General features: G+C 54.2%; 22 protein-coding genes. 9 read left to right on the forward strand and 13 right to left on the reverse strand.

Annotation, left to right across the window (positions count from 1 at the left end; translation table 11 throughout):
- Positions 1 to 141 precede the first annotated feature (141 nt).
- Together FHW66_RS01880 and FHW66_RS01885 are read right to left on the reverse strand one after the other, a co-directional pair.
- Positions 142 to 1,740, reverse strand: coding sequence for a DHA2 family efflux MFS transporter permease subunit (locus tag FHW66_RS01880; protein ID WP_183378008.1), 1,599 nt, complete (start codon positions 1,738 to 1,740; stop codon positions 142 to 144).
- A complete protein-coding gene (locus FHW66_RS01885) occupies positions 1,737 to 2,843 on the reverse strand; it encodes an HlyD family secretion protein (protein ID WP_183378009.1) in 1,107 nt (368 codons plus the stop codon). The genes FHW66_RS01880 and FHW66_RS01885 overlap by 4 nt, the downstream gene beginning before the upstream one ends.
- 223 nt (positions 2,844 to 3,066) lie before the next feature.
- On the opposite strand from FHW66_RS01885, the gene FHW66_RS01890 reads away from it, so the two are divergent.
- Entirely contained in the window at positions 3,067 to 4,548 is a 1,482-nt protein-coding gene (locus tag FHW66_RS01890) for an efflux transporter outer membrane subunit (protein WP_183378010.1), read from the forward strand.
- Positions 4,549 to 4,569: 21 nt separating this feature from the next.
- Here FHW66_RS01890 and FHW66_RS01895 read toward each other — a convergent pair whose 3' ends face one another.
- The 4 genes from FHW66_RS01895 to FHW66_RS01910 all read right to left on the reverse strand — a co-directional run bounded on the left by FHW66_RS01895 (position 4,570) and on the right by FHW66_RS01910 (position 8,564).
- Complete coding sequence (locus FHW66_RS01895; RefSeq protein WP_183378011.1) at positions 4,570 to 6,135, reverse strand: sensor domain-containing diguanylate cyclase; 1,566 nt, start codon at positions 6,133 to 6,135, stop codon at positions 4,570 to 4,572.
- A 131-nt stretch (positions 6,136 to 6,266) separates the two neighbouring features.
- The gene (locus FHW66_RS01900; protein WP_183378012.1) at positions 6,267 to 7,073 is read right to left on the reverse strand and encodes an oxidoreductase; all 807 of its coding nucleotides are present in this window, start codon (positions 7,071 to 7,073) and stop codon (positions 6,267 to 6,269) included.
- Between the two features lie 60 nt (positions 7,074 to 7,133).
- Complete coding sequence (locus FHW66_RS01905; RefSeq protein ID WP_183378013.1) at positions 7,134 to 7,838, reverse strand: SDR family oxidoreductase; 705 nt, start codon at positions 7,836 to 7,838, stop codon at positions 7,134 to 7,136.
- A 144-nt stretch (positions 7,839 to 7,982) separates the two neighbouring features.
- A complete protein-coding gene (locus tag FHW66_RS01910) occupies positions 7,983 to 8,564 on the reverse strand; it encodes a TetR/AcrR family transcriptional regulator (protein WP_183378014.1) in 582 nt (193 codons plus the stop codon).
- 193 nt (positions 8,565 to 8,757) lie between these two features.
- Between FHW66_RS01910 and FHW66_RS01915 the strand changes: the two genes are divergently transcribed.
- The 3 genes from FHW66_RS01915 (at position 8,758) to FHW66_RS01925 (ending at position 10,742) form a co-directional block, all read left to right on the forward strand.
- Positions 8,758 to 9,375, forward strand: a complete 618-nt coding sequence (locus tag FHW66_RS01915; protein WP_183378015.1) for a TetR/AcrR family transcriptional regulator — start codon at positions 8,758 to 8,760, stop codon at positions 9,373 to 9,375.
- A gap of 157 nt (positions 9,376 to 9,532) precedes the next feature.
- A complete protein-coding gene (locus FHW66_RS01920; RefSeq protein WP_183378016.1) occupies positions 9,533 to 10,219 on the forward strand; it encodes a M24 family metallopeptidase in 687 nt (228 codons plus the stop codon).
- Positions 10,220 to 10,316: 97 nt separating this feature from the next.
- Positions 10,317 to 10,742, forward strand: coding sequence for a MarR family winged helix-turn-helix transcriptional regulator (locus tag FHW66_RS01925; RefSeq protein WP_183378017.1), 426 nt, complete (start codon positions 10,317 to 10,319; stop codon positions 10,740 to 10,742).
- 20 nt (positions 10,743 to 10,762) lie between these two features.
- Here the strand turns inward: FHW66_RS01925 and FHW66_RS01930 are convergent, their stop codons facing one another.
- Entirely contained in the window at positions 10,763 to 11,608 is an 846-nt protein-coding gene (locus tag FHW66_RS01930; protein WP_183378018.1) for a LysR family transcriptional regulator, read from the reverse strand.
- Positions 11,609 to 11,722: 114 nt separating this feature from the next.
- Here FHW66_RS01930 and FHW66_RS01935 point away from each other — a divergent pair, with 114 nt between their 5' ends.
- Complete coding sequence (locus FHW66_RS01935; RefSeq protein WP_183378019.1) at positions 11,723 to 12,787, forward strand: nitronate monooxygenase family protein; 1,065 nt, start codon at positions 11,723 to 11,725, stop codon at positions 12,785 to 12,787.
- Here FHW66_RS01935 and FHW66_RS01940 read toward each other — a convergent pair.
- A complete protein-coding gene (locus FHW66_RS01940; protein ID WP_183378020.1) occupies positions 12,780 to 14,000 on the reverse strand; it encodes an HPP family protein in 1,221 nt (406 codons plus the stop codon). The two genes, FHW66_RS01935 and FHW66_RS01940, sit on opposite strands and share 8 nt — an antisense overlap.
- A gap of 334 nt (positions 14,001 to 14,334) precedes the next feature.
- On the opposite strand from FHW66_RS01940, the gene FHW66_RS01945 reads away from it, so the two are divergent.
- The gene (locus tag FHW66_RS01945) at positions 14,335 to 14,634 is read left to right on the forward strand and encodes a DUF1330 domain-containing protein (protein WP_183378021.1); all 300 of its coding nucleotides are present in this window, start codon (positions 14,335 to 14,337) and stop codon (positions 14,632 to 14,634) included.
- A 107-nt stretch (positions 14,635 to 14,741) separates the two neighbouring features.
- On the opposite strand, the gene FHW66_RS01950 is transcribed toward FHW66_RS01945, so the two are convergent.
- Positions 14,742 to 15,680, reverse strand: coding sequence for a LysR family transcriptional regulator (locus FHW66_RS01950; protein WP_183378022.1), 939 nt, complete (start codon positions 15,678 to 15,680; stop codon positions 14,742 to 14,744).
- A gap of 103 nt (positions 15,681 to 15,783) precedes the next feature.
- On the opposite strand from FHW66_RS01950, the gene FHW66_RS01955 reads away from it, so the two are divergent.
- Positions 15,784 to 17,295, forward strand: a complete 1,512-nt coding sequence (locus FHW66_RS01955) for a CoA-acylating methylmalonate-semialdehyde dehydrogenase (protein ID WP_183378023.1) — start codon at positions 15,784 to 15,786, stop codon at positions 17,293 to 17,295.
- A 64-nt stretch (positions 17,296 to 17,359) separates the two neighbouring features.
- Here FHW66_RS01955 and FHW66_RS01960 read toward each other — a convergent pair whose 3' ends face one another.
- From FHW66_RS01960 to FHW66_RS01975, 4 genes are all read right to left on the reverse strand, one after another.
- Positions 17,360 to 18,019, reverse strand: a complete 660-nt coding sequence (locus FHW66_RS01960) for a methionine ABC transporter permease (protein ID WP_183378024.1) — start codon at positions 18,017 to 18,019, stop codon at positions 17,360 to 17,362.
- Positions 17,997 to 19,094, reverse strand: a complete 1,098-nt coding sequence (locus FHW66_RS01965) for a methionine ABC transporter ATP-binding protein (protein WP_183378629.1) — start codon at positions 19,092 to 19,094, stop codon at positions 17,997 to 17,999. Before FHW66_RS01965 ends, FHW66_RS01960 begins: the two co-directional genes overlap by 23 nt.
- 71 nt (positions 19,095 to 19,165) lie before the next feature.
- Positions 19,166 to 19,978: a MetQ/NlpA family ABC transporter substrate-binding protein gene (locus FHW66_RS01970; RefSeq protein ID WP_183378025.1), complete on the reverse strand. Its 813-nt coding sequence runs from the start codon at positions 19,976 to 19,978 to the stop codon at positions 19,166 to 19,168.
- Positions 19,979 to 20,383: 405 nt separating this feature from the next.
- On the reverse strand, positions 20,384 to 21,106 hold the full coding sequence (locus tag FHW66_RS01975; protein ID WP_183378026.1) for a Crp/Fnr family transcriptional regulator: 723 nt from the start codon (positions 21,104 to 21,106) through the stop codon (positions 20,384 to 20,386).
- A gap of 234 nt (positions 21,107 to 21,340) precedes the next feature.
- Between FHW66_RS01975 and FHW66_RS01980 the strand changes: the two genes are divergently transcribed.
- Both FHW66_RS01980 and FHW66_RS01985 read left to right on the forward strand, forming a co-directional pair.
- Entirely contained in the window at positions 21,341 to 22,060 is a 720-nt protein-coding gene (locus FHW66_RS01980) for a Crp/Fnr family transcriptional regulator (protein ID WP_183378027.1), read from the forward strand.
- A gap of 121 nt (positions 22,061 to 22,181) precedes the next feature.
- Entirely contained in the window at positions 22,182 to 23,441 is a 1,260-nt protein-coding gene (locus FHW66_RS01985) for a serine hydrolase (protein ID WP_183378028.1), read from the forward strand.
- Positions 23,442 to 23,492: the final 51 nt, after the last annotated feature.

Raw genomic sequence — 23,492 nt, forward strand, 5'->3', positions numbered from 1 at the left:
CACTTAGTTACTATCCAAACAATACTAGCATGATGGCAGACCACTTCTGGCCCACCACCCTGCCCCTGATTCAGTCTCAGATCAACGTTTGACGATAACAGATAGCAAATGGCAAATAATCAATCAACTAAGGAATATCTTTTAGTGCGCATCCGCTGACGGTGCCTTGGGTGGTGCAACCTTGTGCATCAGAGGGACCATCGCTGTCGCGATCACGAAGCAACACATCACCGCCAGGAAGGTATCCGAGAAGGTCATCGTGAGTGCCTCGCGATAGGTCAACTGCCACAATTGCCTTACTGCTGCAGTCTGGCCCGCAATAGCATCCCCCAACTGGGTGCCGAAGTTGATACCAAGGGTATTGATCGTCTCCAGCATGGCGTCATTGCTTGCATTCAAATGCTCGGCCAGATGCATGAAGTGCAAATTGGTACGATTATTGAGCAAGGTGGCGCACAGTGCGATACCGATAGCCCCTCCCAGATTACGCATCAGATTGAACAAGCCGGAAGCAAATTTCAGCCGTGCCGGTGCCAGGCTACCCAACGTCAACGTCACTGTCGGGGGGACAGCAAGTTGCTGTCCCATACCGCGTAGCGCCTGAGGAATCATCAATTGAGCCCAGCCCCAGTCGTGCGTAATCGGTGCAAACTGCCACATTGATAGCGCGAACAACGCCAGGCCGATCATCATGATCCAGCGCAGATCGAGACGCTTGGTCAGCCAGGCATAGAGCGGGATGCTCATGATCTGGAACACGCCGGTGGAAAACACCGCCAACCCAATCTGCAAGGCACTGAAACCTCGAACCCTCCCAAGAAACAAGGGGGTCAGGTAGATGGTGGCGAAAATGCCAATGCCGGTCACGAAGGAAAAGAAACAACCGAGCGCAAAATTACGATCCTTCAATGCCCGCAAATCTACCACTGGCTCGGCTGCGGTCAGACTGCGCCAGACGAATAGCACACCAGAAATTCCGGCAATCCAGGCGGTGGCGGCGATCACAGGATCGCCCAGCCAATCCCAGCGCGGCCCTTCTTCCAGCGTGTATTCGAGGCAGCCAAGGAACAGCGACATCAACACGATGCCCAGGTAATCCGCACTGCGAATGAGTGACCAGTCAGGACGATCAATGCGCACCAGACGCGGCACCGCGATCGTGATAAAGATACCCGGCAACAGATTGATGAAAAAAAGCCAGTGCCAGTTGTAATGATCGGTAATCCATCCACCAATCGTCGGGCCCAGCGTGGGCGCCAGTGAGGCAATCGCGCCAATGGTGGAAGCGGCAATCACACGTTGCTTGTTTTCAAAGAAGGCGAAGGCCGTCGTAAATACGGTCGGTATCATCGATCCGCCGAGAAAGCCCTGCATGGCGCGGAACACAATCATGCTCTGAATGTTCCAGGCCAACCCGCACAGCAGACTAGTGAGCGTAAATCCCGCGGCCGAGAAGGCGAACAGCCAGCGCGTCGACAGCAAACGCGTGAGCCAGCCGGACATGGGAATGACGATGATTTCCGCGATCAGGTAACTGGTTTGGACCCAGGTCGTTTCATCGTTACCGGCCGAGAGTCCGCCACCAATATCGCGTAAGGATGCCGAGACGATCTGGATATCCAACAACGCCACAAACATACCAATACACATCACACCGAAGGCAAACACCTTGGCCGACATGGTCATCTGCGAAGGGTGAATCAACTCCCCAAAAAGCGGTGACGCGGTAGCGGCGCTCATGATCCTTGGCTCCGTGTATCCACCTTGGCCACCACCGACAAGCCCGGACGCAACGCCCCCAAAACACCATCGGCCTCGTCGAGCACGATCCTGACAGGTACACGTTGTACGATCTTGGTGAAATTGCCAGTGGCATTTTCTGGCGGCAGGATGCTGAACTGCGCACCTGTTGCCGGTGCCACGCTGGCGACGTGACCATGGAACGCATGCCCCGGGACCGCATCGGCTTCCACGATGGCCGGGGTACCTGGTTTGATGCCCGTGAGCTGACTTTCCTTGAAATTGGCATCAACCCACAAACCTCGTGCTGGCACGATTGCCATCAACTGCCCTGCGGCGACGGCATAGGCACCAACACGGGCATGTCGATTTCCGACCACGCCGTCCACCGGCGAGCGCAACTCGGTCGAACGCAGGTTGATAAGGGCAATCTCACGCTCCGCCATGGCCTGCGTCAGTGCGGCAACAGCCTGTTGATGTTGAGTATCAATGACCGCCAATTGATGCTGCGCCACTGCCAGCCCCGCTAGCGCTTTCTGTCCATTGGCAAGTGCTTGTTGATAATCAGCGGTCGCCCTTTGTGCACTCTGCATCGATACCGCTGCACGGCCAACCAGATTTCCAAAGCGACGATCATCATCATGGGCGCGCACAGTTTCCGCACTGCTGGCATCGACCGTTGCCTTGGCCTGTGCAATCACTGAAGTCTGCACCGCACGGGTTGCCTCCAGATTGGCGATTTCTGCCTTGCGTGCGGCGACAACACCTTCGGCCTTGGCCAAAGCAGCGCGGTAATCACTGTCATCGAGCTTGACCAGCAAGTCGCCCGCATGCACCCGTTGGTTGTCCGTCACCGCAACAGTCACAATATAACCAGGCACCTTGGGGCTGACCACCGTGATGTCGCCGCCGATGTAAGCATCGTCGGTGTCTTCAATATAACGGCCATTGTTCCACCAGTGCACACCGACCACCCCGGCTGCCAGACCTGCGGCACTGAGGATGGCGGCTCCAAGCCGGACTTTGCCACTGATGCGTGGACGGGAGATTGCTTTGTTGGCTTTGTTGGCGTTGCTGTCTTCGCTGAGGACCGGTTGTGACATGGCCATAACTCCTTGCAGTAGTTGAAATGATGCTGCGGAGAAAGCAATCAGACGCGCTAAAAATAAGTTGCTTTCATAATGAAAGTTACTCTACACTAGCAACTATCGTTTTGCAAGTAAGTATTTCAACGGAGTGAAAAACGAATCTGATAGCACCCATTGGAATGCCATCAGCCATTTGCACAACCTCCATTGTGGAATCCACCGCCGAAAGGAAAGCAGCATGCGCACCGTCAAATTTGCCATCACCACCCTGATGACCAGTCTCTTGGCGGCCTGCGCCGTGGGGCCGGATTACCTTACGCCGGACCTTGCCAGCAACGGCAATACGAACGACCCGGGGACGACACCGTTGTCGAATCATTACCTGCACGCCCCCAATAACAGTCATGCAGCAGCACCGGCCGTCACGGATGCGGTATTGAGTCATTGGTGGTCGCAGTTCCACGACCCGGTATTGACTCAGATCATTGATCGCGTACTGGCACAGAATCTGGATCTTCAAGCGGCATTGGCGCGTGTGCAGCAAGCGCGTGCGGTCGCCAGCATTGCCGAGGCGGCGCTGTTGCCAAGTGGCAGCGCAGATGTTCAGGCCGCCAGCGAACGACAATCCTTGCGCAGCCCGTTGGGGGAAATTGCCAGCAACTACCCTGGCTACCAGCGCAATCAAACCCAATACGATCTTGGTGCAGGTGCCAGTTGGGAAATTGACCTGTTCGGAGGCTTACGGCGTGAGCGCGAAGCCGATCAGGCTACCGCCGAAGCCGCCGCTGCCGACGGCGTGGTTGTGCGTATTTCAATTGCCGCCGAAGCGGCCGATGCCTATTTCCGCCTGCGTGGCGCACAGGCAAGGCTGGCGGTAATGCAGGAACAAATCGGTACCGCCACTCAGTTGCAGGAATTAGTAGGCTTGCGACTGCACGATGGACTTGCAAACCGGCGTGATCTGGCACAGGCGCAAGCGCAACTGGCGCAAGCGCATGCCGCAATGACACCATTGCAAACTGAAATCGACGTGCAACGCAATCGCTTGGACGTATTGATGGGCGTACAACCAGGCACGCTAGCGGCGCAACTGACAGCGAGCTCCAGCACAACCAGCACCACCGGACTCACCGCCGCGCCTGGTCTGTCTACCCTGCCGGCGCCTGCGGCTCTACTGCGGAGAAGACCAGACGTGATCGCCGCCGAGCGCCGCTTGGCCGCATCGAATGCCCGCATTGGTGTCGCCATGGCCGAGTATTACCCCAAGTTCTCACTCTCCGGGCTGCTCGGTTTCGAGAGCCTCTCGCGTGCCGAAATTTCTGGTCAGACTTTCCAGCCGCTGGCAGTGGCAGGACTGCACTGGCGGCTGTTCGACTTTGGCCGCGTCGACGCGGAGGTTGCTGGTGCCAAGGGTGCCAATGCGGAGGCCTTGTCGCGCTTCAAGCAAGCGATGCTGCGCGCCACCGAAGACGTCGAAAATGCACTCGTCACAGAAACTCAATTACAAGCACAGCAACAAGCGCTACAGCAGCAAAACACGGCGACGGCCGATGCTCGCAATGCAGCTCAGGAAGCGTTTGAGGCCGGAGCGCTGAGCCGCATCGACGTACTGGAACAAGAACGTCAATTGCTGGCCGCACGGGAACAACTGGTGCTGACCAACGCCAATGTGGCGCGTGCCAGTGTGGCGACCTATCGCGCATTGGGTGGTGGCTGGTAATGTGCAATCGCGATCGCTTGACTAGGTGGCGGCGATGCAGATACGTCTCTTGCCAGCCTTTTTGGCGTCATACATTGCCCGATCTGCATTTTTGAGCAAGGATTGCAGATCGGTTCCCGAGCGCGGATAAGCGGCGATGCCAATGCTGGCTGAAATATGCGCCTCGATCTCGCCAAAACGGTAAGGCTGGGACAACACCTCCAGCAGACTCCTGGCACAGGCGCTGGCCTGATCGATATTGGAGTCAATCAAGGCGACCGCAAACTCATCGCCGCCAAGGCGCGCCGTGAAATCGGATTGCCGAACCGAAGCCTTGATCCTCGCCGAGACTTCCTTCAACAGCAAATCGCCGACACCATGCCCAAAGGTATCGTTGACCGCCTTGAAGCCATCCAGGTCAATGTACAGAACGGCCACCGACGACTTCTGGCGCTCACATACCAACAACTGGTGCCCAACGTCTGCGCCAAATCTGCTGCGATTGGCGAGACCTGTCAACGCATCATGGCTGGCTTTATACTGAGCGCTTTGCAGCATCACGTCCGCTTCCAGCAACGCCTCACGCAAGGCATTGGCTTCACTGAAAAAAAGCACCGGTACCTTGACCGTCAAACGGGAGCCCAATGCGCGTGCCGGCGCAATCAACGCCGTGATTGAATTGGCAATCTTGTCACCGATCAGCCACGCCAGCAGCAGGCCGAGAGATAAGGCAAGCAGAGAATAAAATACGACGGACGACAATGCATGACGATTACCTCTCACCTCACTCAGTGGCAAGTTCACGGACACCACCCAGTTGGTTGCCAACGAGCGGCTATAGATCACCAGCACAGGGAATCCATCATGCAGTTTTGCTTCGAACACCTGCTCCGTGGCACTGCTCAGCTTGGGAATCAATTTCGGCAATACCTTATCCCCTAATTTCATCCCCCTGGTGTGCCAGTTCGCTACCAGGTTGCCAGCGCTATCACTGACGATGACACTCCAGGATGCAGGCAAGCGTTGGTCATTCAGAATACTGAGAAGTGGATCATTGGGAATGGCCGCTGCGATCGAATACCGTACCTGCCCTTTACGTTTCACCGGTACCGTCACGGCATAGACATACCGCCCTAAAATCGGCCCCCAGAACAGATCGGAGACCTCCGGCTTGTCTGAACCCAGAATCCGCCCGGGTGGCGAACTCCTTTCAACTTCAGGAAGCGCTTTACCGAGTGGTATCAGGGTCGACATGAGTAGTCTTCCCTGCAGATCAGCAAGCAAAATATTCGACAGGCCCAAACTGGTTGCGGTTTCCCTTGCCTGGTCCTGGAAGTCATCGAAGTCCCCCCGGTCGAGGCTGCCAGCATTGGACAGCGCCAGCAAAGCCGACTGGGTGACCGCGATATGCCGATCAACCGCAGAACTGATCGACTTGACACGATTCATGGTGTCGATGATCAACTGATCTTGCTGCCGCTCATAGAGGTTGAAGATCAGGAGTGCTGCGATGAGTGCGATTGGCAATATGCAGCCAACGACCAGGCCGGCAAGGCTGGTACGAATTCCCGGACCATGTGCTTGGTTCTTGTTTGTGATGGCTTCCATGCAACCATGTGATTAGTTGATCGAATTGGTCCCCATCCCATTATCGTTACACGAAAATTCCGGCGTCAAGTCCAATTACCCAACAGTCGGGCTTGCCCATCAGCAAGCCCGACTTAGCGACAACACGAGATTCAATTCAGATTCAGACCTTTTCTGATCGCCGAATCAACTGGCCCGGCAGGCATAAAGCGCCGTAGTTTGCGCAGCAGGCTGGCCTGACCTTGGGGAGCGCGACGCATTTGCCATCGGCCCAATGCTGCCTCAACCACGGTATCGGCAACACCATCAGGCGCAGGTGCACCGTTCACATTGTTCTCGATAGCACGTGCAACCGTAGTGCGTTCAGCGTCATAGGCCTGAATCATTGATGCAGCATGTGGCGCATTGGTATCGAGCTTGGTCTTGGTATAAGCCGGCGCGACCAGCACCACTCTGATACCAAAGTTGCGAACTTCATGATCGAGAGTTTCGGACAAGCCTTCCACCGCATGCTTGGCGGCAGAATAAGCGCCCATATACGGTGCCGGGATAAAACCCAGTACCGAGCTGATATTGACGATCCGTCCCGAACGCTGCTTGCGCATCTGCGGTAGTACCGCCTGGATGGCCCGCAAGACGCCAAAGACATTCACGTCGAACACCGACTGCGCTTCTGCGATCGAAGTCTCTTCCAATGCGCCGACCAGCGATACACCCGCGTTGTTGACCAACACATCAATCCGACTGGCCTGATCAATCACCGACCGGATTGCCGTAGTCACCGAGGCGGTGTCGCGAATATCCATTTCCACAAACGTTACGCCGGGAATTGGTTCTGCCTTCTTGATGTTGCGCGCCGTACCAAATACACGGCAGCCACGGGCTGCGAATTTGGCAGCCGTGGTACGACCAATCCCTGACGAAACGCCAGTGACTAAAACCACAGTTTGTTTGGACATGACTTCCCCATTTAAAACGCTAAAAAATGATCGACTTGTCTCTCGTCGGCCATGCTGTGATTAACCTGCGATGACGTCTTTCAGATAGATAGAGGAAGACAAGGCCTGATGCAATTGACGCGATGTGTCATCGACGAACACTTCTTCCGCATTCCCCGCAATGGCATCGAATCCCTGGCGCGCCACATCTTCCGGCGCCGTCTTCGGGACCTCAAGGCCACGTGTCATATCGGTATCAATGAAGCCGGCATGAAGACCAATAACCCGGGTACCTTGCGCGCGCAGCTCATGACGCAAGCCATTGGTCAAACCCCATGCAGCCGATTTGGAAGCACCATAGCTGGCGAAGATCGGGGTATTGATCCAGCTCAATGCCGACAGTACGTTGAGGACGGCACCGCCACCATTTTTTGCGAGAACCGGTGCAAATGCCTGACTCAGATTGAGAATGCCAAACACGTTAGTCTCCAGATGGTCACGCAATAGCTGTTGCGCATTTTCTGCAACCGAGCCACCTGTACGTGCAATTCCCGCGTTATTGATCAACACAGTCACATCCGACAATTGCGCTGCAAGTGCAGCGATTTCTGCGGGCTTGGTGACATCCAATGTCACGGGAATAACGCCCTCTAACTGTATCGCCGCAGCATCACGCGCTGCAGCGTAGACTTTCTTGGCACCGCGTGCCAGTGCTTGCTTGGCGAATGCCAGACCCAATCCACGATTGGCACCAGTAATCAATACGACAGCATTTTCGAGACTCATGATGTTTCCTTAAAATGAAAAGCTAAAAACCACAAAATATGATGATCATCATATTTATAATCAAACAAAAACCGGAGAACACTCCGGCATGATCACAACACCCTCACAACACCAACAACGATATCTTCAATAACCCAATATCAGTTACCTATCAAAACGTGCAATCAAATCAGCCTTGGTCGCCGTCAGCACCGCTCGTCCTTCAGGGTTGTCCCCCAAGGTCCGCGCCAATTGCATCGCCCCCACCAAGGTCCCGGCTACGACCCAGACCGCTCCTGGTGCAGAGTCTTGCGGCAACAACGCGCTTACCGCCTGATGCAGCTTCTCAATGGCGTAGCGTGACGATGCCAACACCTCTGACGCTTGATGACGCATCTCGCCAGAAAGTGCTGCAACAGGACAGCCATTTTCACAATCGATGATCTGCGAGTCGGAAAGGTAGGCCTCAACAAACGCCCGAAACTCGCTACAGCCATCTTTAGCAAGTGCATCTACGTAAGAATTAACCAACCTGCGACTATCCTTGCTGGCATAGACCATTGCTTCAGCAAGCAAGGCATCGCGCGATGGAAAATGCGCATAAAAGCCACCATGCGTAAGCCCCGCCTCCTTCATCACTTCCGCCACACCTACCCCAGCAAAACCGGAGCGACGCATGGCGCGCGATGCTGCCTGCACAATTCTTTGGCGCGTTTGCTCTTTCTTGCTGATCAGTGTTGAGTTCATGGAGCCACTTTAGCATAAAATATGATGATCATCATATTTTTTAAAAAATTCTGCGCTGCCATCGTTGCTATAACGTGACATTACGTGACAACTCACTGAAAATGTCAGTGGTGCTCCACCAAGCCAACATCAGTGCAATCTGAGCATTGCATTGATAGGTAGCAACGCCTATTGATCGATATAATCTCTTCGCATGAACAAAGCTACGACCTACAGCGCACGCTCACGCGGGCCCTCCGATCACGATGTCCGTACCCAGATCATTGAAGCCGCTACCGAGTACTTCAGTCATTATGGTTACGAAAAGACCACTGTTTCCGAACTGGCCAAAGCGATTGGTTTTTCCAAAGCCTACATTTATAAATTTTTTGACTCTAAACAAGCAATTGGCGAAGTCATCTGCTTCAACCGACTAAGCCTGATGAAGCAATTGGTACAAGATGCCACGGAACAAGCCAGCAGTGCTTCCGAACGCTTCAGACTGATGTTCAAATCGATGGTTGACGCCGGTAGCGATCTCTTTTTCCATGACCGGAAACTGTACGATATCGCAGCGACTGCAGCCAGCGAACCCTGGCCGTCGGTCCATTCTTATGAAGCACATATGCGTAATCTGATCATCGAGATTATTCGCGAAGGCCGTGAATCGGGTGAGTTCGAACGCAAAACACCGTTGGATGAAACCGCGAATGCCATTTTTCTGGTCATCCGCCCCTACATGAATCCCCTGCTACTGCAATACAACCTCGATCAGGCAACCCAGGCCACCAACCATCTTTCCAGCCTCGTATTACGCAGTCTGGCACCGTAATGCAACTTTGCGGCGTCGACCTGTAAGGCAGCGCCTACTGTCTTTAAATGAGTGCAGAATGGCCTTTTTTGTGACGCGATAATCCACCTGAAACAAGCGCCAGCATTTGATAATTCTCCAAGCCGCAAATTGAATGCGGGACTGATTGGAGAACGATATGAACACTGCTGTGACAAACCCCGCCGAACGTGTTGGCCCCTCTTTTTCCGTGGATGGCATGCTTTTGGCGCGCAATAAAACCCGCGAAGCAATCAGCAAGATCGCCTCTGGCATCAAGGCAGGAATGGTGGAAGAAGACGCCGTTGACATGGCAAAGACGGTCATGTCTGAGATGGGCCTGGCATTGAGCTGGCACCCTACCCGCGTGCGCTTCGGCAGCAACACCATGAAACCCATGAAGGTGGCATCCGTTCCGGGTGTGATGTTGAAAGAGAACGACATCTTCTTCCTCGATATTGCTCCGCGTGTCGAAAAATGGGAAGGCGATGGCGGCAAATCATTTGTCATTGGACACAATCAGGAATATGCACGCTGCGCCATTGATGCTGAAACCTTGTTCCACGACGTCCGCAGAATCTGGGAGAAGGAAAAACTGACCGGTGCCAAGCTCTATGCATTTGCTGATAAAACTGCAAAAGAAATGGGCTGGGAATTGAACTTCGATTTACCTGGACATCGGGTTTCTGATTTTCCGCATGCCACCATCTACACTGGCTCACTCGCCGAATTTGAATCCAGCCCTTCTCCCATGCGCTGGATCCTTGAAATTCATCTACGCGATCCTCAGGGGCGATTCGGCGCATTCTTTGAAGACATGCTGCTCGAAGACTGCTATTACCGATAATCAAGGCGCTTGATTGTCGTAATATCATGCAGTCTGCTGAGATTTCTTCTCGTGGAAAACGTTAAACATATCCCTCCTTTCTACCAGCGCACTATCAATGAAACCAACCGTGAGCCTGCAAAAAGAAGATTTCGAGGCACTATCAGAATTCCGCTATCAATTACGCCGCTTCATTCGCTTCAGTGAAGAAGCGGCGCATAGCGAGGGGCTGACACCGTTGCAATACCTGCTATTGCTGCATATCAAAGGTTTTCCCGGTCGTGAATGGGCAAGCATCGGAGAACTGGCAGAACGTCTGCAAGCCCAGCATCACGGCGTGGTGGCCTTGGTCAATCGCTGCGAAAAAGCAGGATTGGTAACGCGTCGGCAAGATGAGCAAGACAGGCGCCAGATACAAGTCAGGTTGACCAAAACTGGTGAAAAATATCTGCACCGTCTGGCGCAATTGCATCGCAACGAGCTCAATTCACTGGCCGGCGTATTTCAGGTTTCGCATATTTCAGCCTTCAATGACGGTGAATAAGCTCCTAGTCGCGTTGACTACTACTTACTGCAGATCTCCCGGAATGCATCCAGCGCAGCCGATTTGTATTGTTCGCGCCAGACCAGCCAGGTGTCGACTTCCTGCAGTGGCGAAACGGTGCAATTGAATGTGGTGCCTTGGTATAAATCCAGAACCGACTGCGGCATGACGGCAGCACAGGTTCCTGCAGCGACGCTGGCCATAATGCCGTGGTAGGAGTTTTTTTCGATGACGTGCACTCCTTTGGCAGCCGTTTTTCTGAACCACTCCTGCCCCACTGCACGATAGGTACATCCCTGTTCAAAAGCGGCCAGATTGGGTGGGGCACCACCGCTATCATTTTGCGGCTTGAGCAACATCAACTGCTCATTCCAGATCTTGACGCCGCTCAATTTGTTGTACAACGTCTTCAGCGATTGTCCTGGCACCAGAGCAACGAGCGCGCAATCAAGTCGATGTTGAGAAACATCATTAAGCAGTCTTTCGGAAGTACCGGTTGACACCTCCAGCATGACATCAGGCCATGTTGAATGAAATGCCGCCAGCGGCCCCGGCAATCTGCTAGCGGCAGTTGCCTCCATGCTGCCGATCTTCAGCCTGCCAAGGGGTTGCGCCCTATTGACTGACTGCATCGCTTCTTGCGCCAACGACAATAATCGCTTGGCATACACGATGAAACGCTCACCCTCAGCGGTCAGGATCATTCGCTTACCTTCACGCTGAAACAAGGCCACACCGAGTTGCTCCTCAAGTTGCTGTACCCGCGTAGTGACATTGGATTGCACACGGTTGAGCTTTTGGGCAGCGCGCGTAATGCCGCCCTCTTCGGCGACAACGCACAATATTTCCAGACTGGAAAAGTCCATCACACCCTCAGCATTAAATCTTAATTTAAGAATATTATATAAAAATAATTCTCAATTTGTGATTTAAAAATCCTATAATCTTTTTCATTCGTCGTATGAACAGGAGCATTTCCCATGGACAACGCACTTCTTTCACGCCTTGGCATCGACCATCCAATCATTCAGGCGCCGATGGCTGGAAGCACCACGCCAGCCATGGCGGCAGCTGCATCGAACGCTGGTGCCCTCGGCTCGCTGGCACTTGGCGCAAGCAATGCCAAACAGGCTGCTGATATCCTTGCGCAGATGCATAAGCTGACAAAGCGTCCTTTCAGCGCCAATTTTTTCTGCCACAGTCCCGCGCAGCTCGACCCCGGCAAAGACGCGGCGTGGATCAAGCATCTACAACCATTCCTGGATGAATTTGGCGCAACGATCAGCCCACCGTTGAAAGAGATTTACCAAAGCTTTGTGGCCGATACCGAAATGCAGAATCTGCTACTGCAAAATCCACCGGCGGCCATCAGTTTTCATTTTGGTCTGCCTGCGCCAGCCGTGATCAGCGGATTCAAAAATCAGGGCGTATTCCTGATGGCAACGGCAACGAGCATCGACGAGGCGCGCGAAATTGAAGCAGCAGGTATCGATGCCATCGTGGCACAAGGGATTGAGGCCGGCGGCCACCGCGGGACATTTGACGGACGGGCGGATACCGAGATCGGCACTTTTTCTCTGGTAAGACTGCTAGCAAGTAATACCAAGTTACCAATCATTGCCGCTGGCGGCATCATGGATGGACAAGGGATTGCTGCAGCCTTGCAATTAGGAGCACAAGCGGTGCAAATGGGAACTGCATTTCTGCTGGCAACGGAGTCCAACGCCAACGATGCCTATCGTGCCATGCTCAAGAGTGATCGCGCCTCTGCTACACGAATCACCGCTGCCATTTCCGGTCGACGTGCGCGCGGTATCGTTAACCGCTTCATCAGTGAAATTGATACTCCAGCTGCGCCGCCTATTCCTGCTTACCCTGTCGCCTATGACGCGGGCAAGCAACTGCATGCCCACGCATCCGCCCAGGGCAGCCATGAATTTGGGGCGCATTGGGCTGGTCAGGGCGCGCGATTGATTCGCGATGGCTATAGCGTCTCTGAATTGATCGCGGCATTCATGGCGGAATTCAACGCCAGCACTAACTAACCGAGACCGCTACTGAGATTGGTGTCACTGGCGCTGCCCCGTCCGTCATGGCCCCGGCATATAAGGCGGCGACCATGGCGGATTGCGTCACAATTCCTATCAACCGGCCATCAGCATCAACAACCGGAACCGACTGCATACCACCATCTGACATGCGCGGGATCAGTTGCGCCATCGGCTCTTGCGCAGCTACGGGTTTGACATGTCGTGTCATGACTTGGCCAACCACTTCGGCCTTCTCGGAATGCGTGTGCCCGGTGCGACGCAACAATGTACGCAACTTGTCGCCCATATTGCGCTTCCCGGAGATCTCCGCATGTCGCAAAAAATCGTTCACAGTAACCATACCGATGACGTGTCGCGCTCTATCGACAACCACCAAAATCTGCAACCGATGTTGCCGCAACAGTTCCCACGCAGTTGCCAGTTCGGTGCCAAACTCAACGGCAATCACATCTTCAGACATGATGTCAGCACAGACCGCCTCTCCGAATCGACGGCGATAAGCCTCCAGCTCGGTTTGCCTAAGGATATCCTCCAGATCGTCGCGGCTGATATCCAGCAATTGATTGTAACGACGCAATACCGCATCCAGATCGGCATGCGTGAAGCCACCGCCGGGAGTGGATGTTGGCGCATTTGATACTTGATCCGATACGACATGAGCACGATGATCAGCTGCCAGATGCGGATAACGACGTTTGGTCGCATTGTTGAACAGAAGCGCCGTCAAGAGCAGTACAAAAGAGTTCAACAACACCGGCGTCAATACGAAACCATAGCCCAGGCGCTGCACTGCCGGCCCACCCAGCACTGCCGTCAGCGCTACCGCGCCGCTAGGAGGATGAACACAGCGCAAAAAGAACATGGCACCAATTGCTAGCGCTATCGCCAGCGCCGCTGCCAGAACGGGTTCGCCAACCAACTTGCTACAACTGACACCGATCAGCGCCGCACACAAATTGCCGCCAATGATCGACCATGGCTGCGCCAGCGGACTGGCCGGTACCGCAAACAGCAACACTGCTGAAGCGCCCATCGGTGCAACCAACCAGAACATCGCTAGGTCACGTGGCAAGGCCACATGACTGATCAAGCCTGTCAGCAGGATGCCAAACAATGCACCAGCGCAGGCGCGCATGCGTTCAAAGCGATCAACGGGCGACTGTTGTGGCACAAAACCATACAACCAGTGCTGCAGAGAATCTTTCATGACCAACATGTTTAGGAAGAATTAAATTCCATTATTAGATCACAATATGATGCAATTTTCCGAAAACTGATCAATGACAAGCCTTTTCTTGCCTAATTAATAAGCGCAGAATCAATGACGATGATGAGCTGCCGTTTACATCTGCAACGTCAATACGCCAGTCGAACCACCGACCTTGGTTTTGCAGATGAATTGCTGTTGACCGAGGCATGTGAGATCATCTTATGCGGCCGACAGACACTTGTCTGTCCCACCATGAAAATCAACACAGATGCGGGCACGAAGCCAGGCTAGAAGGCCACAACTGCATCTGCCACACTTTAGAGAGGGCCACATGAGCAAAGGTTATTGGGTAAGTGCCTATCAGTCGGTGTCAGACCCTGACACATTGAAAGCCTATGCAAAACTCGCCGAGCAAGCCGTTACCACCAACGGCGGTCGCTTTATCGTCAGGACTGCTGAAGCGATCGAGGCCCATGAAGCGGGCAAGGTGCAGCGTATTGTCGTGGTTGAATTCGCGAGCTTTGAACAGGCAAAGAAGGCCTATGCATCGCAGGCTTATCAAGAGGCTTTGGCAGTTCTGGGATCCTCGGCTGTGCGCGATTTCCGAATTGTTGAAGGCGTACCGTCTTAGATTCAAGCAATGCTTAATACCCTATTCGCGGGTGCAGCTGGTCGCTCAGGCTCAGGCCAGCGACCAGAAACTGGTCCTTGCACTCTGCAAAAAATGGCAGGAACTGATTACAAAAAACCGTTTGAAAACTCATCTCGCAGATAAGAGATGAATGAGGTCACAGCACGCGGAACATGTGTCGCGTAAGGCCGAATTGCCAGCAATTGCTCCGCAAAAATACCAACTGGTTTCCATTCAGGCAGCACAGCGACAAGCCGTCCTGTGCGAAGTGCTGCTTCAGCAGTGAAATCAGGGAGTAGCGCGATCCCGAGATGGTCCAGCGCGGCGTCACGTAAGGTCTCGCTATTGTTGGCACAGAAAGGTCCTGAAATAGCGACCGTCATTGGCTCGGACATCTTGCCAGCACGCTTTGGAGCGGCAAAAGTCCAGCTTGGTTTGCCGTGCGTTCGGGGGTAGTAAAGACAATCATGGTCGACAAGCTCCGCAGGCGACAAGGGAATTCCCTGTGCTCGTAAATAACGCGGTGTTGCCACCAGCAAGGAACTGGTCTTGCACAGCTCCCAGGCAACATGCGTCTCAGGCGCTATCGCGGTATGCCGGATAGCCAGATCAAAACCCTCCGGAGCCAATGACACCAGACGGTCAGATACATCGAGTTGAATCGACACTTCCGGATAGCGTTTCAGAAAGCCTGAGAGTCTGGGAATGAGTTGCTGGCGAGCAAAGGCGACAGGTGCAGTGACACGGATTGATCCTTGTACTGTTTCTGCCGTATCGCAGACATCGGCAAAACACTGTGCAATCAGTTCGTAATGATCTCTGGTCTCATTGACCAGTCGCTGGCCAGCCTCTGTCAGTCTAATACTCCTGGTCGTGCGCTGTACCAGCGAAACACCTGCAGCACGTTCCAGTTCGGCGATACGCAAACTGACCGCAGCCTTACTGACATTGAGTCGCCGTGCTGCTGCCGTGTAGCTGCCTTGTGTTGCCAATACTGTCAGCCAGTACAAATGCGACCACAGACGCTCAATGTTCACTTCATTCATAAATGATTGTTTAAATATTTAAACTATGATTTTAATAATAGCCTATTTTCAGTGGCTTGCACGCCACCTATACTGAGCGCACAAATACCATTCGGGAGGAAGTATGCAGAGCTTTGATGATCAGTCGGACGTAGTGCATTTCATTGCAGGACAACGTTACAGCGGGCTCAACAACAAGACACAGGATGTGTTCAACCCTGCAACTGGCACGGTCGCGCGCACCTTGCATCTCGCTACTCGTGATGACGTGAATGTGGCAATCGCAGCCGCCAAGGCGGCGTTTCCAAGCTGGAGCAATACACCACCTGTGCGTCGGGCGAAGGTGATGTTCCAATTTCTGGAATTAATGAACAGGCACAAGAATGAGCTCGCGGCGATTATCACGGCAGAACACGGCAAGGTCTTCAGTGACGCCTTGGGTGAAGTGGCCCGTGGCATCGATGTAATCGAATTTGCCTGTGGTATCCCGCAATTGCTCAAGGGTGACTACACCGAACAGGTATCCACAGGAATTGACAACTGGACAACCCGACAAGCGCTGGGTGTTGTGGCCGGTATCACACCATTCAATTTCCCCTGTATGGTGCCGTGCTGGATGTTCCCGGTGGCAATCGCTACCGGTAATACCTTTATCCTCAAACCAAGTGAACGAGACCCTTCTGCGTCGCTGTTCATGGCGAAACTATTTCAGGAAGCTGGTCTGCCAGATGGCGTATTCAACGTCGTGCAGGGCGACAAGGATGTGGTCAATATGCTGCTTGAGCACCCTGATGTGAAAGCCATCAGCTTCGTGGGCTCGACACCGATTGCCAAGCACATTTATGAGACAGGTGCGCGCCATGGCAAGCGGGTACAGGCTTTGGGCGGCGCCAAGAATCATATGGTGGTCATGCCGGATGCCGATATCGACAAGACCATTGATGCGCTCATTGGCGCTGCCTATGGCTCTGCCGGTGAACGTTGCATGGCCATCTCGGTCGCCGTACTGGTTGGTGATGTTGCCGAGAAACTAGTTCCACGTCTGGCCGAACGTGCTCGCGCACTGGTCATTGGTAACGGCATGAACGCCGATGCAGAAATGGGTCCGATCGTCAGCCGCCAGGCACTCGAACGGATCGAAGGGTATATCGCTCTGGGGGTTGAAGAAGGTGCCAAACTGGTAGTTGATGGACGTGGTTTGAAAGTAGCAGGTCATGAACAAGGCTATTTCACTGGCGGTACCTTGTTCGACCACGTGACTCCGGACATGCGGATTTACAAGGAAGAGATCTTCGGCCCCGTTCTGGCATGCGTGCGCGTCAATGATCTGTCAACTGCAATTGATCTGGTCAATGCCCATGAATTTGGTAATGGTGTTGCCTGCTTCACGCGTGACGGCAATGTCGCCAGAGAGTTCGGACGCCGTATCGAAGTCGGTATGGTCGGCATTAATGTTCCCATCCCTGTACCGATGGCCTGGCATGGATTCGGCGGCTGGAAGAGCAGTCTTTTTGGGGATATGCATGCCTACGGTGAGGAAGGTGTTCGGTTTTATACCAGACAAAAGTCCATCATGCAGCGTTGGTCAGAGAGTATCGAACAAGGTGCCGAATTCGTTATGCCAACCTCCAAGTAATTACCGTTAGATGATAGGGAGATGGTGTCGTCTGACTATCTCCCCAATTGACGCTGCAATAGCGTCACGCGTGGCGGTGATCCAGCTGACGTGCCAGGTGCTCACCAAATAGTTGAATGATCGAGACCAGCGCAATCAGAATTACGATCACTTCAAACATGACGCCGGTTTCATAGCGCTCATATCCATAGCGAATCGCCAGATCACCCAGTCCGCCGGCACCAACAGCACCAGCCATCGCTGATGCATTGACCATGGCGATCATGCTGACGGTGATACCACCGACAATTCCCGGCAAGGCCTCAGGCAACAATACATACCAGATGACGTGCCAACGGCGGCATCCCATCGCACGCGCAGCTTCAACCAGATTGGGATCCACTTCGTTCAGACTGACCTGGGCAATGCGCGCGTAAAAAGGAATCAGGTTGACCGACAGTGGCACCACGGCAGCCCATGTGCCCAAAGTAGTTCCCACCAGCAAACGCGTCACAGGCAACAAGGCCACCAGCAAGATGATGAACGGTACCGCCCGAAAAACATTGACTGTGACGGACAACGCCCGGTGCAATCTGGGTCGTGGATACAGGCTGTTCCTGGCCGTCACCGTCAGGACCACAGCCAGCAACAGACCCAGACCGATAGCGATGACAGCCGAAGTGCCAACCATCAGTAAGGTCTCGCCCAATGCCTGTACGTATTTATTGAGTGCGGGTAGGGACATAACCAAGAACCTCAATGAAATCTGCACCATGCCGGTGGTCAAATGCGCCACTGGCGCTAACGCTGTTCCATGCGTCAACCGGCAGTGATATCAGCAAATTTCCCTGAGCATGACCGCGAATACGATCAAGCCCACCATGTATCAACGTTGCCTGTGGTCCAAGCCTGGCGAGTAATTGCAGGTTGACGCCCTGTGGCTGCGTGACACCATGAAATCGCAAACTGAGCAAGGCCTGACCCGGCGCGCCCTTTAAGTCGTCGACCAGTTGCGTCGCCAGATCCGTCGGTACGCCATGCAGCAGGGGCCGCAATAAGGCACGCGTTGCCGCTGCCTGCGGATCGCCGAAGACACGCCATACCTCTCCCTGCTCGACCACGCGTCCTTGATCGAGCACCAGCACGCGATCACAGATCTCACGGATGACTCCCATATCATGCGTAATCAATACGACGCTCAAGCCCATGCGGCGGCTGATATCGCGTAATAACCTCAGAATCGACTGGGTTGACTCCGGGTCAAGTGCTGACGTCGCTTCGTCACAGAGCAAAATACCGGGTTCATGGACCAGCGCCCGGGCAATCCCGACCCGTTGCTTCTGACCTCCGGATAGCTTGGCCGGATACACATCGGCCTTGTCGCGCAATCCAACCAACTCAAGCAAGCTGTCGACACGTGCCCTGATCCGGTCTGGTGCTACACCGGCTACACGCAGGGGTAAGCCGACATTGTCTCGCACGGTCCTGGAGGACAATAGATTGAAATGCTGAAAGATCATGCCGATACCGCGACGCAGCTTGACCAGCGCAGCTTCATCCAGACTACCGACGTCGACACCATCAATCAATACCTGACCAGAGTCAGCCAGTTCGAGTGCGTTGATCGTCCTCAGCAAGGTCGATTTGCCCGCGCCACTGCGACCGATGATGCCAAAGATCTCGTCCCGTCCGATCGTAAATGAAACATCCCGCAAGGCCTGTACCGTCCCCGTCGGGATGGCATATTGTTTATTGATACCGATAAAGGCAAGGTGCGTCTCGAGGTCCGTCTTGGTCTGCCCTGATGTTTGTTCTGACAGTTGAGACCAGGCAGCGTTATCTGCCGGCGGCGGCACCTGTCGGATGCCGCGCTCGGCTTGAGCAATCGTACTCAAAATACCGGCACCACCGAACCACCGAATTGCTTCTGAATGAACTGACGTACTTCTTCAGACTGGTAGGCTTTCAACAGAGGGGCGACCCAGGCAGCATTTTTGTCCTTGTCGCGCACGACAATCACGTTCACATAGGGATTGTGTTCGCGTTTTTCCACTGCGATGCCGTCGCGGGTAGCGATCAGGCCAACCTGCGACGCAAAGGTATTGACAATGGCTGCCGCATCGACGTCTTCGAGCGATCTGGCCAGCACTATCGATTCTGATTCAATCAGCTTGATATGTTTCTTGTAAGAGGTAATATCGTCCAGCGAAGCGGTACCGGTGTAAGGATCAAAGCCTTCGCGCAAGGTAATCAGACCGGCATCGCGCAAAATCACCAGCGCGCGGGTCTGGTTGCTGGGATCGTTGGGGATACCAATTTTGGCGCCGTCAGGCAGGTCCTTCAGCGCTTTGTATTTTTTGGAATAGAAAGCAATCGGTGAAATATACGTGTTGCCGACAATACTCAACTTGTAGCCGCGTTGCTTGATCTGGTCACGCAGGAAGGGAATATGCTGGAAAGAATTGGCATCCAGATCGCCGTTGTTGAGTGCCTCATTGGGGCTGGCAGCGCCGGAGATGACAACGGCTTCGATATTCAACCCCTGTTTCTTGGCGACCTTGGTGACCACTTCCCAGATCTGCTCGTCGGTGCCACCACGCACACCCACGCGCAGGTTTGGTTCAGCGCCATGCGCGAACCCCAGAACCGAGCACAGCATAACAGTAGCAATGGCCTGCAGACGGGACCGATAGCGCGGATTCATGAGAGCTCCTTTGAAGTTGGAAAATAAAAATAAAGTCCATACTGAAACGCAAAGGAGAATTATGTGATGAGGTACCGCGCTTGATAAGGAAGATAAACAGATAAGGATATGCTTGAACAAAAGTACCAACGACCGAATTACAGAACAGCATCAGCAAATGCGTACAGCAATGAATTGGTGCTGGTATATTTCCCGACCGCCAGCCCCGGTAGTTCACTTTAAAATACTTTCTTCAGACGTGTCGATTGTGACAGACACCTCCTGATAGCGCATCAAGCGAAAGAAAATTGCACCATCATTTGCCGACAATTGTACCTGCCGTCAGGAAAGAACAAGTGAGCATAGTCCCGCTTTATCGATTACTCTGTGCGGCAACTCGTATAGTTAATCGGATAGCCGATTGCCTCATTGAAAGTCACGAATCATCGCTAGCCGGTCGCTGACACAACAACGACAGGCCGCTGCCTCAAGCCCGGACCGGTCGAGGATATGCACCTGACCACGCTGATAACGAATCAATCCACATTGCTGCAATGCCGCTGCCGCAGCAGAAATTCCGACGCGCCGCACACCTAACATCAACGCCAGAAATTCCTGCGTAATGATGAGCTCATCAGAACATACCCGATCCTGCATCAGCAATAGAAACCGCGCCAGACGTGGACCAATCAGATGAAACCGCAAACACGCAGCCGAGGTCACCAGTTGCCGTACCAGCAAAGATAAATACTGTTGCATGCAATGCCGTAAAACCGGACTACCGGCCAGCGTCAGCTCGAACTTATGTCGCTCGATACGCCAGGCACTGCCACTGGCCTGTACCAGTGCGCGCAAGGGTGAAACTGAATTACCGAGCAAGACCTCCACTCCCAGCATGCCCTCACGACCAAGCAGCGCCAACTCGACGCCAGGGCTTCCCTCGATTACAGCAACGAGCGAGATCACACCAGCGCTCGGAAAATACACGTAACGCACCTTCTCCCCCACTTCATATAGCTCCTGAGAAAGCGGCAGTTCGACCTGTTTTGCCAACATCAGTATCCGGGCGCGCTCCTTGCGTGGCAGAAGATCAAGCACGCGATTGCTGGTCGTCACTGGACCTTCTCGCAGTTGAAGTTCGGATTTCATGATGCTCCTCTGTCGATTGAATGCGGCTGCACTATCGCTCCCTTTGAGCACACGGTCTGTTCGGGAAGACACCATCTACAAAGAGCGCATATGACTTAATGTTCGCTACCGAACATATCCGGCGACACGCTACGCCTATACTGTTGTTCTAACCAAAAACCATGCCCACCCTCTCGTGCATGCCAATACGTCGCCGATATACGCCGACTCCCATCCCTGAAAATGATCAATACGATGATAGAACTCTCTGACGTTCGCAAGAATGGTCTTCTGGCAGTATTGCCGGAGGTCGTCATTCAACGCTGGTACGCGCAACTGGAACTGGTCGATATGCCTCTCGGGCAAGTGCTCTATGAATCGGGAGCCAATATCAACTATGTCTACTTTCCGATCTCGTCCATTGTCTCGCTACTTTATGTACTTGAAGATGGCTCCTCTGCCGAAATTGCTGTCGTCGGCAAGGAAGGCCTGGTTGGCATCTCCCTCTTCATGGGAGGAGATTCCACCAGCAGTCGTGCCGTCGTGCAAAGCGCCGGACAGGGCTTGCGACTCAGACGGCTGGCCATGAAAGAAGAATTCAATCGCGCTGGTCCGGTGCTGCATCTGTTCCTGCGCTATACCCAGGCGTTGATTACCCAGATGTCACAGACCGCCGTTTGCAACCGCCATCACTCACTAGACCAGCAACTTTGTCGCTGGCTGTTGTTAAGCCTGGATCGTCTGGATGGGCCGGAACTGGTGATGACGCAGGAGCTCATTGCCAATATGCTTGGCGTGCGCCGTGAAGGCGTCACTGAAGGGGCGCTCAAACTGCAGCGTGCCGGGCTCATCAAATACACCCGGGGGCATATCACCGTGCTTGACCGCGTCGGGCTGGAGCAACGCACTTGTGAATGCTATGGCGTGGTGAAAAAAGAATATGAACGTCTACTACCAGATCAGTTGGCAACCTAAAACTCACCTGCCCTATCTGGCGCTCTTGTCATGACTGTTTGACACCATACAAAAAATGGATAATCGCGCTATGCTCTCACAGGCGTTCGCCGATGACCGTCCTCCAAGAACAGATACTCTTATGCCGACAATCGCCTCGGGATGGCAAAGTCCCTTGCTCACTCTTCTTCTGCTGGCAGCATGCACACAGCCAGCACTGGCCGCGCCCGACGAAGATATTCTGGGCAAGGCGCAAGGCTATCCGGTTGCACCAAGCTATGCGAAAAGCCGTCAAGAGCCCTATCGGGTTGGCTCCTTCAGTGCGCTGGAGACGCTGGTACCAACCTGCACCCTGGCACCGTCGGCAACGCCGCTCCCCTTGCCGCAGACAACACCGATCAACTTCCGCTATCACTTTCGGGGCCAGTCTGCGACCCTCGACGACTATATGCAACATCAACGCGCTACCGGTGTACTGATCCTGCATGACGGCAATATCGTCGCCGAACGCTACAACTATGACCGTAGCGCCGATATGCGCATGCTCTCGAACTCGATGGCCAAGACAATTACCGGACTTGGCCTGCTCAAGGCACGTGAAGCAGGCTTGATCCACTCCTTCGAGGACACCGCTGCCACCTATGTGCCGGAGCTCAAAGGGACGCTCTACGGCGAAACCAAAATCATCAATCTTATGCGCATGGCTTCCGGCGCCAGCTATGTCGAGGATTATAGTAACGACGATGATCGCGCCCGCTACAACCGCATTACCCATCTTCAAGGCAATATTGCTGCTGCCCGCAGCATCACCGAGCGCGCCGAGCCCGAAGGAACGCGCTTCAACTATGCCGGCGCCCAGACCCAGGTGCTCGGACTAGTGCTCCGTGCAGCGACGCACAAGAGCATGTGCGACTACATCGAGACCACGATCTGGCAACCCATCGGTGCACAGGGCAAAGCAACCTGGAGCATTAACCCGGTTGACCAGACCGAGGTGGCACAAGGCGACTTCAATGCCACTGTGCGCGATTATGCCCGGCTCGGCCTGATGCTCGCCAACGATGGCGTTGTCGCTGGTGCCCCCATCATCAGAACCGACAGCCTGCTCGACATGACCGACCCGGCAAGACAACCGGCCGCATTTCGTCCCGGCCAGATGCTGTGGCATGGCAGCAACTATCTGGGCTATGGCCTGCAGGTCTGGTTACTGCCGGGCAGCCATCGCCGCTTTGTTCTGCTGGGGATATATGGGCAAGCGATCTATGTCGATCCCGAACTCAAGTTGGTGATGGTCCACACCGCAGTTGGCAAGGATGCGGCCGGTGATGCCAGCGGCAGCCACCTTGGTGCCGAGCGCGATGCACTGTTTCGTGGCGTGGTGGCGCAATACGGTCGTTGGTGAGCGGCTACCGGCAAAAAGGATAGCCTCGGCCAGGCATCTGCGGGACTCGGC

The organism is Herbaspirillum sp. Sphag64, from assembly GCF_014192645.1.
GTDB lineage: Bacteria > Pseudomonadota > Gammaproteobacteria > Burkholderiales > Burkholderiaceae_D > Herbaspirillum.